We start from the raw sequence: 6,659 nt of genomic DNA, 5'->3' as shown, positions 1-6,659 counted from the left end.
GGTCGCGCTCACAGCAATCATGCGGAAACTCATTGAGCTCGCCAACACATTGATCAAAGCAGATCGAGAATGGGTTCAAAACCGCGCTTGACCAAGACGGATACTCGAAGCAGTCATTCGTTGCGCAGTGCAGCAATGACCGCTCTGCGGACGAAGCGGTCTTTGCCGCGCCTGAGAACTTCTGACACCATTTGCAACGTGATCTTCACCCCTTGTTTTGCCCTCTTACAATGCCAAGGAGCACCTCCAGCATGACTTCTGGGTTGGTTACATCTTTTATCCAATCTGAAAGCTCATCCAACGAGCCATTCGCCGTCATTTCCTCAGCTAGCTTACCGAATGCTCTTTTCATTGCACTGTGCGCAATCCGTTTGTTTGTAGCATCCCTGACTGTCTCGACATTTCTTTGTTGAACACCAACAAAATGCCCCCGAACTACACCACATTCGTAGATCTGATTTCCGTTTTCAATCGCCATGCGCGGGATAAGGTCGATTGTTTGCTTTGACAAATTGAAGTCGCCGGTTTCTGCCTGAAGCTTTGCCAAATGTTCTAATATCAACGCCTTTTCGCTTACGACGCTGGGTTCTGAGTGAACTGCAATGCGATCAATAATAAGCATTGCCTCAATGAACTCGCCCTTATGGATCATGTAACGGGCAATATTCGCGATTGCGCTGGCCTGAGCATCGCAACTCTTCGATATTTCAGGAACAAGCTCAAAAGCGGCGTCGACGTCGTCGAGCGCCAACTGGATCGAAACCAGTTTGTTAATTTGTCCAGTCATCTCATAAGTTTTATTATCCACAGAGTCCGTTAGTTTTTCAGACAACTGTGGATGACCGCCTTGAGCTGCCGCTAGAGAAGCGTCTAGGCGTGCCCAAGAACTAATTTTTCGGCTTTTGATCCGACGTATCGCGCCAAACGTCTGTTTCTCATAACCTAGGGAGGCCCAAGTTTGCGCGATTAAGCTGCTGGCCCGATCTCTCGGCCTATCCTTCATAGTCGATCGAGGCAGTTTTTTTGCAATAATAGCTGCTTTGTCTATTGTCTTTACGAACTGGTCCGGATCGGACTTCTCCCAGCTTTTGGCAAGCTCGCAAAGCAATTCAACCTCACCAGTCGAAGAATGAATAGCGAACTGCCGGACCTCATCCAGAGCTTCCAGCGCGTCTAAAATGTGCCCTTCTCTCGCGGCCATTATTCCGACTGTCTCGAAAGCAAACCGCCTTTCAAATGGTTCCTTAATTTGATCGGCTGCCATGAGAAAAACTTTGTTATATTCTTGCTCCGCTTCCGCTTGTAACGCCAGTTTGAGAGCCATTGGCCCAAATCGTTCGGAGAGTTTCTGTAGCTCCTCAAGAGCACCAAGTTCCAAGAGATATTTCAGCACTTTTGGCCGATCAAAATCGTATTTCGCAGACATGCCCAGAGAAACGAGTTCGGAAGTTCCGTTCTTTTGATCAACGAACAGCGCCTCCGGTCCCGCGACTTCCACTAACGCCCGCCAACGGTCGTCTGAATCATCTAGATCGGACGCGATTTCGCGGGCGTCGGAAATTAACCTACTCGCGTCGGACGTTTCCATTGCATCGACAACGGAAAATGCGAATAGACCCACCGCGCAAAAAAGCCAGGTCAGTATTTTGATGAACCTCACTTGGGATGTAATCTCCTAGAATGCAGCATAGCTACCTTAAATGTCACTACACTTGTCTGAAATGACACATGTCAATAATTCGGCTTAGGCGCTAAAAGGTTGCCAAACGGTCGTCTGCATTGGGCTCGAAGCAGACGTTCGCTGCACTCGGTTTGAACGACTGTAGCCGCGTTGTGCCCAGTGCCGTGGTCAGCCAAGACAAGGAACTGACCGCGATTTACTGAAACCCTTTGTTATTGTAAGGATTGTCTACCCAGTTCGGGGTTAATGCCGCTCAGGGGATAGAAATGTTAAATGTAGTTTTTGCGGCAATTCTTGTTGGCCTGCCCGCAGTTTTTGGATCGCACTCGATCGTAAAAAACTTTGGAAGACGTAACGCGTCATACGGGTTTTCGGCATTGGTTTATGCTTTCGCGCTTTGCGCGTTCTTTGCCTACTGGCTCCCAGAGGGCAATCTCTTGTCGGCAGATTGGAGCCTGAAAATGCCGAGTGCACTAGCGATTGGCCTCATAATCGGTGTCATTTCCGGTCTTGTTCAGCGTCGGCGAACTGACCCCTGACGCACAAGTCTAATCGTTACAAAAATGTAGAATATGGACCCTGAGCGATCCTATGACTGCCTTATGTCGACGAGGGCTCATTAGACCAATTCCTCATTGGAGGATTAATCTGGCCTAGGTCTGATCGCCCGGCGCTTCCTCTTTTGATGCAAAAAAACTGACGGAACCTGCGAGCAGCATCAAAACCAAAACACTGACCACTTCAGCCAATAGTCTTGAAGCGGCGGCATCGGGTTCAACAGAAATCAGCATAAGGACAATTGCTGCGGTCATGCAGGCACGGCTAAGTATTGGAAATGCCAAAATGATCCTCATCGCCAAGACAAAACCAATCATCGCGAGTCCGAATTCGAACCAGCGTGGAGGCTCGAACCATGAGAGTAAAAGGACACCCGCAACACCCAAAACAACGCCAATCATCCTCGACAAAGACATGCTCAAGCCGTTCGTGCCGTTTGCTATGAGTACGCTCAAAAAAACGAAGGGAACCCAATAGGAACGTTCTATTGGCAGAAACATCGCTAGTACCAGCGAAGCCAAGAAGCCAATGACTATCGCACATCTTACAGCGAAAGGTGGGAGCCCCAAGTCCGGGCCTTTGGGTGCCATTAGTGCCTCTATTCCCACCAGCCTAGCAGAGGTTACACCCCAAAGCGCTCCGATAACATAATACGTCATAGTTGACGCATCCGGATGCGTTGTTTCAGAGAAAACTAGATAGGACCAGCCGAACGCAGCATAGCCAAGAGCTCTGGCCCCAGCTTGACGCAATGCCAGCATACTTCCGATCGCCAGAAGAGCGCCTACGAAAAAAACACCCGTAGTTCCTGCGAAAGCCGCAACCGGATATGCCACCGCCGTTAACGCGACAGAAATCAAACCCCATATTCGGTTGCTGAAAACGGTAGCCAGCAGCCCAGCGGCGAAAGCAATCACTCCAACTGCGTGCGGCAGCTCGAGCAAAACAGAAAGCAAAAAAACTGGCGTTCCAAGTGCCACTAATTGCGCTATCTGCGCCCAGGGAACAAACGGCTTTTGTAGCGAATTCATTACTTAAGTAAGCGTGACATCGGGAGCGTTTGCAAGTGACCACTTTGGGCTCAACGCAGTCACCTGACTGATTTACTCAGATGACCGGTTAGCGGTTTTGAGGGGACGTTCACCCCCGAAACTCGGAGTTTCGAACAGGAACGACCGCTTTCACCAAAAGCGGTCGCTCTCCCAAATCTTGGCTACGACCGGCTTGCGGACAAAGCCGCAGATGGAGAGTGCTCGCTGGAAGGACTACTCGTGACCCAATGCAGACGTCTGATAAATGACAAGCTTTTACGCTAAAACTACTCCCCAACGGTTTATTTGGTGGAAAGCTACTCCACCGAAACGGCTAGCGGGAACGTCCACTTCCCGCTCAGAATTTCGTTGCGCGGTTGATACAGCCGGACGACGTAATTCCATCCATCAGTGATCGGAAGGCAGTTCACGCGACCATCTGCACAGCCACCAAAATGTACCGTTACTACTCCATCATCCTCCCTCTCAGCAGTGACGTTGTTAACGGAATACGCATCCAAATCGTTGGCTTCCAGATAGCCGTCCTCATTGTAAACGGTCACGGACCAAAACCCATCCACGGGCACGTCCTTGACGGTCAAAGTATGGGGTGTGACGCCATTGTTCTGGGCCGCAACTTGGTTCAAGTAAACCGCGGCGTGGGGCGGATTCCCACCCCATCCACCGCCTGTCGCAATGAAGTGAAGGATCGGGTCGACTTCTCCTCTCGCGCCGAAAGCGCCTGTGAAATCATCAATGTCAGCAAGCAGGGAATTTAGAAGACCGCGGGTGCGATCAAGAGAGACCCGATCCCAATCCGGAACCTCGAAGGAGCCGATGTCCGCTTGCTCGAAAGTGATGTCGTCCATCAGACGATTGGCCTCAGCGATGTCTTCCGGGTCTGAGGGGTCCATGAACGTTCGAATTACAACTACAATGTACTTGGAGCCAGCCTCGTCTTCAGTAAAGGTATACGCGCCGCCCTCATGCTGCACGTCGACCACGTAATGATCCTGATTGATGATCAGCATCGACTGAAAGCGGCCTTCGTTGTCGGGCATCTTGATGGTGACCGGGCTGGTCAGATCGAAGACAGCGCCACTGTAAAGGGTGTCGCGGTTCTGCCGAATGACGTTTTGCTCGGCAATAGGTGTAGGAGCGCGGGTGTGTACGAAATTCGCGAAATAGCCCTGAGCGGCAAAGAGTGCCATGTAGCTGTCAGTCTCGGCGCGCACAAAGTTTAGTGCGTTGACGGGAACATTTTCTTCGGAAAACGCTGGCGCGGCTGCGCCTACAAGTAGAACAGCTAAAAAACGAGAAAGCATTCCGACCGTCATCATAAGGCTCCCCCAAATAGCCGCTAACAAAGTTTACGACCTAAGGATTGTTCTGCATTGAGATGGATCAAGCGAGCCACTTAGTAGCCTGCCAAAGCGCAAAACGGTCGGCTTCTCGGTCGGATCTGCGCGTCTGCTTCGGGCTCAACGCGGTCATTCCGTGAAATCTGCTCAAAGTCTGCTTTGCGGACTTAGCTGCCACCCAAGTTTTCCGACTAGACCAACGCCGACCAAAGCGTGTGCACGGCCATGTAGATCACGATTACGGAACCAACAGTATAAAACGTCGCTCGAACTTCGTGGGATTGTTCGGTCGCATAGGCAACAAAATGTGCGAGACGAGCGGCGACGAATCCGTAGAAGAGCGCCTTCGCTAAAAGCAACACCGGATCGGCCAAAACGAAAAGCAACCCCGCGACCCAGAATGCTGGAACGTTCTCCAGATCGTTGCGATGCATTCGCCGGGAACGGTCAACGTAGTCATTGACGTCGAGTTGGGACGGATCGGGGTTCTTGTTGATAAGACCCTTTCTGAGGTCTTCCGGGCTGGCCCATCCCCCACCGACTTTCAACATTCGGTGTACCGTCATCCAACCTTGCCCCATGACTTTCAGCACCATCAGGGAGGCTGCAATCACATACACCGTAAACACAGGGTTTTCAAAGTTCAGTAGATCCATGTTAATAATCTCTTTTCCAATTGCCTGCCGTCGGTAGGCTAGATAAACTACCAATGGTAGGCAATCAAGAGGCAATTTATGAGCGAACTCAAAACTGACCAGAAGATCATACTTGCCGCGCAAGGGCTGCTCACGAATAGCGGCCTCGGTGCTGTCTCATTTGACACAATCGCGCGAGAGCTTGGCATCGCAAAACAGTCGGTGCTCTATTGGTTTCCATCCAAGAGCGACTTGCTTGCGGCTATGTTCGTTGACTGGTTGGATGCAGAGGCCATGGAGGCCGAAGATAGCCTAGCTTCCGTCTTAACCCCGAATGAGGCCATCGACGTTTTCGTTCGATCAATCCTACGTTTCCATACAGATAACCTTGACCGTTTCAGAATGATGTACCTCGCCCCTCAGACGCTGAAGGCAGGCATGCAAGAGGTGCGGAATGGCGATGTTCTCGCTAAGATACATGCTACCACGTCACAATTGTACGGCGCCCTGGCGGCAAGGCTTGATGAATCACCTGACCAAGCTCGCCAGACGGCATTTGCGATCCATTCCGCGGCCTTGGGATTAGTTCTGATGCTCGGTCTCGCTGAAGGAATTGGCGATCCGCTCGCGCATTCCCAGGACGATATCTTGACTGCTCTGATTGCCAAACTTTCATCATAGGTAGAGAGATTCTTGGAGGCCGGCGCGAAGCCTCTCTCGGAAAAAGAATGAGTTCGACGCGCACCTTATTTGAGGGGTCTTGGGAATGCTCTGCAAATATGCCCGGAGAAGTTGTCAACCGACGCACTGTTTATGGGTTCACCCCTTCATTGGTGTCCAATTTGCAACAGATATACGAAACGGGATAAAATTTTTTATTGTAATTTCAGTTAGTTAAAAATTTGCCTAATTTTTAGGCAGCTTCACCTAAGCCACTCATATAAATAGACCTTCTTACTAAGAAGCCTTAGGCTTCCACCGAGATATCCACACAACTTGTGGAGTGAAAGCGCTTGTATTTTTTTTCTAGGATCCACTAAGCACCCGAATCTACTTGCACTATATAAGCGCGATAAGTCGTTGGTCGAATTCACCCTTTCACCCGTCCTCCGGAATAGGACCATCGGGGGAAATATGTTGGTGTTCCCGTTCCGGGTAAGCGAGGTGTGTTGTTCCGGGGTCTTGGCGTTAAAATCAAAATGCTGGCGTACCGAGGCCGCTAGCCGATTGGATTAGAAGAGGACCAAAAGTATCTCTCATAATCAGTTAAATTCCGAAAATTATTAGGCAGCACACCCATAAATTTCTGTTCATTCACATAGGCTTGTGATTCACTTTCGCAAAACAACAGGCGGGAGTGGGAAATTGGCGCGATCTGACATGAGCGATTTGG

At 50.4% G+C, this 6,659-nt stretch carries 6 protein-coding genes; 2 read left to right on the top strand and 4 right to left on the bottom strand.

All coding sequences use genetic code 11. The features are described from left to right. Positions 1 to 205 precede the first annotated feature (205 nt). Entirely contained in the window at positions 206 to 1,660 is a 1,455-nt protein-coding gene (locus AC2FNE_RS24155) for a hypothetical protein (protein ID WP_496806512.1), read from the bottom strand. Positions 1,661 to 1,947: 287 nt separating this feature from the next. Here AC2FNE_RS24155 and AC2FNE_RS24150 point away from each other — a divergent pair, with 287 nt between their 5' ends. Continuing rightward, positions 1,948 to 2,220, top strand: a complete 273-nt coding sequence (locus tag AC2FNE_RS24150; protein ID WP_170611063.1) for a hypothetical protein — start codon at positions 1,948 to 1,950, stop codon at positions 2,218 to 2,220. A 114-nt stretch (positions 2,221 to 2,334) separates the two neighbouring features. On the opposite strand, the gene AC2FNE_RS24145 is transcribed toward AC2FNE_RS24150, so the two are convergent. The 3 genes from AC2FNE_RS24145 to AC2FNE_RS24135 all read right to left on the bottom strand — a co-directional run bounded on the left by AC2FNE_RS24145 (position 2,335) and on the right by AC2FNE_RS24135 (position 5,287). Further along, a complete protein-coding gene (locus AC2FNE_RS24145) occupies positions 2,335 to 3,270 on the bottom strand; it encodes an FUSC family protein (protein ID WP_496806511.1) in 936 nt (311 codons plus the stop codon). 317 nt (positions 3,271 to 3,587) lie between these two features. Next, positions 3,588 to 4,610: a DUF1214 domain-containing protein gene (locus tag AC2FNE_RS24140; protein ID WP_217362354.1), complete on the bottom strand. Its 1,023-nt coding sequence runs from the start codon at positions 4,608 to 4,610 to the stop codon at positions 3,588 to 3,590. Between the two features lie 212 nt (positions 4,611 to 4,822). Beyond that, on the bottom strand, positions 4,823 to 5,287 hold the full coding sequence (locus AC2FNE_RS24135; protein WP_170603657.1) for an MAPEG family protein: 465 nt from the start codon (positions 5,285 to 5,287) through the stop codon (positions 4,823 to 4,825). A gap of 78 nt (positions 5,288 to 5,365) precedes the next feature. Between AC2FNE_RS24135 and AC2FNE_RS24130 the strand changes: the two genes are divergently transcribed. Further along, complete coding sequence (locus AC2FNE_RS24130) at positions 5,366 to 5,947, top strand: TetR/AcrR family transcriptional regulator (protein ID WP_170603659.1); 582 nt, start codon at positions 5,366 to 5,368, stop codon at positions 5,945 to 5,947. Positions 5,948 to 6,659 lie beyond the last annotated feature (712 nt).

This window comes from Ruegeria sp. YKSD179, assembly GCF_059612885.1.
This window is presented reverse-complemented; position numbering and strand designations above follow the sequence as displayed.

Excerpts from the sequence above, each read along its gene's own strand:
- AC2FNE_RS24150 (WP_170611063.1), top strand. The coding sequence starts at position 1,948 with ATGTTAAATGTAGTTTTTGCGGCAATTCTTGTTGGCCTGCCCGCAGTT.
- AC2FNE_RS24145 (WP_496806511.1), bottom strand. The coding sequence starts at position 3,270 with ATGAATTCGCTACAAAAGCCGTTTGTTCCCTGGGCGCAGATAGCGCAA.
- AC2FNE_RS24140 (WP_217362354.1), bottom strand. The coding sequence starts at position 4,610 with ATGATGACGGTCGGAATGCTTTCTCGTTTTTTAGCTGTTCTACTTGTA.
- AC2FNE_RS24135 (WP_170603657.1), bottom strand. The coding sequence starts at position 5,287 with ATGGATCTACTGAACTTTGAAAACCCTGTGTTTACGGTGTATGTGATT.
- AC2FNE_RS24130 (WP_170603659.1), top strand. The coding sequence starts at position 5,366 with ATGAGCGAACTCAAAACTGACCAGAAGATCATACTTGCCGCGCAAGGG.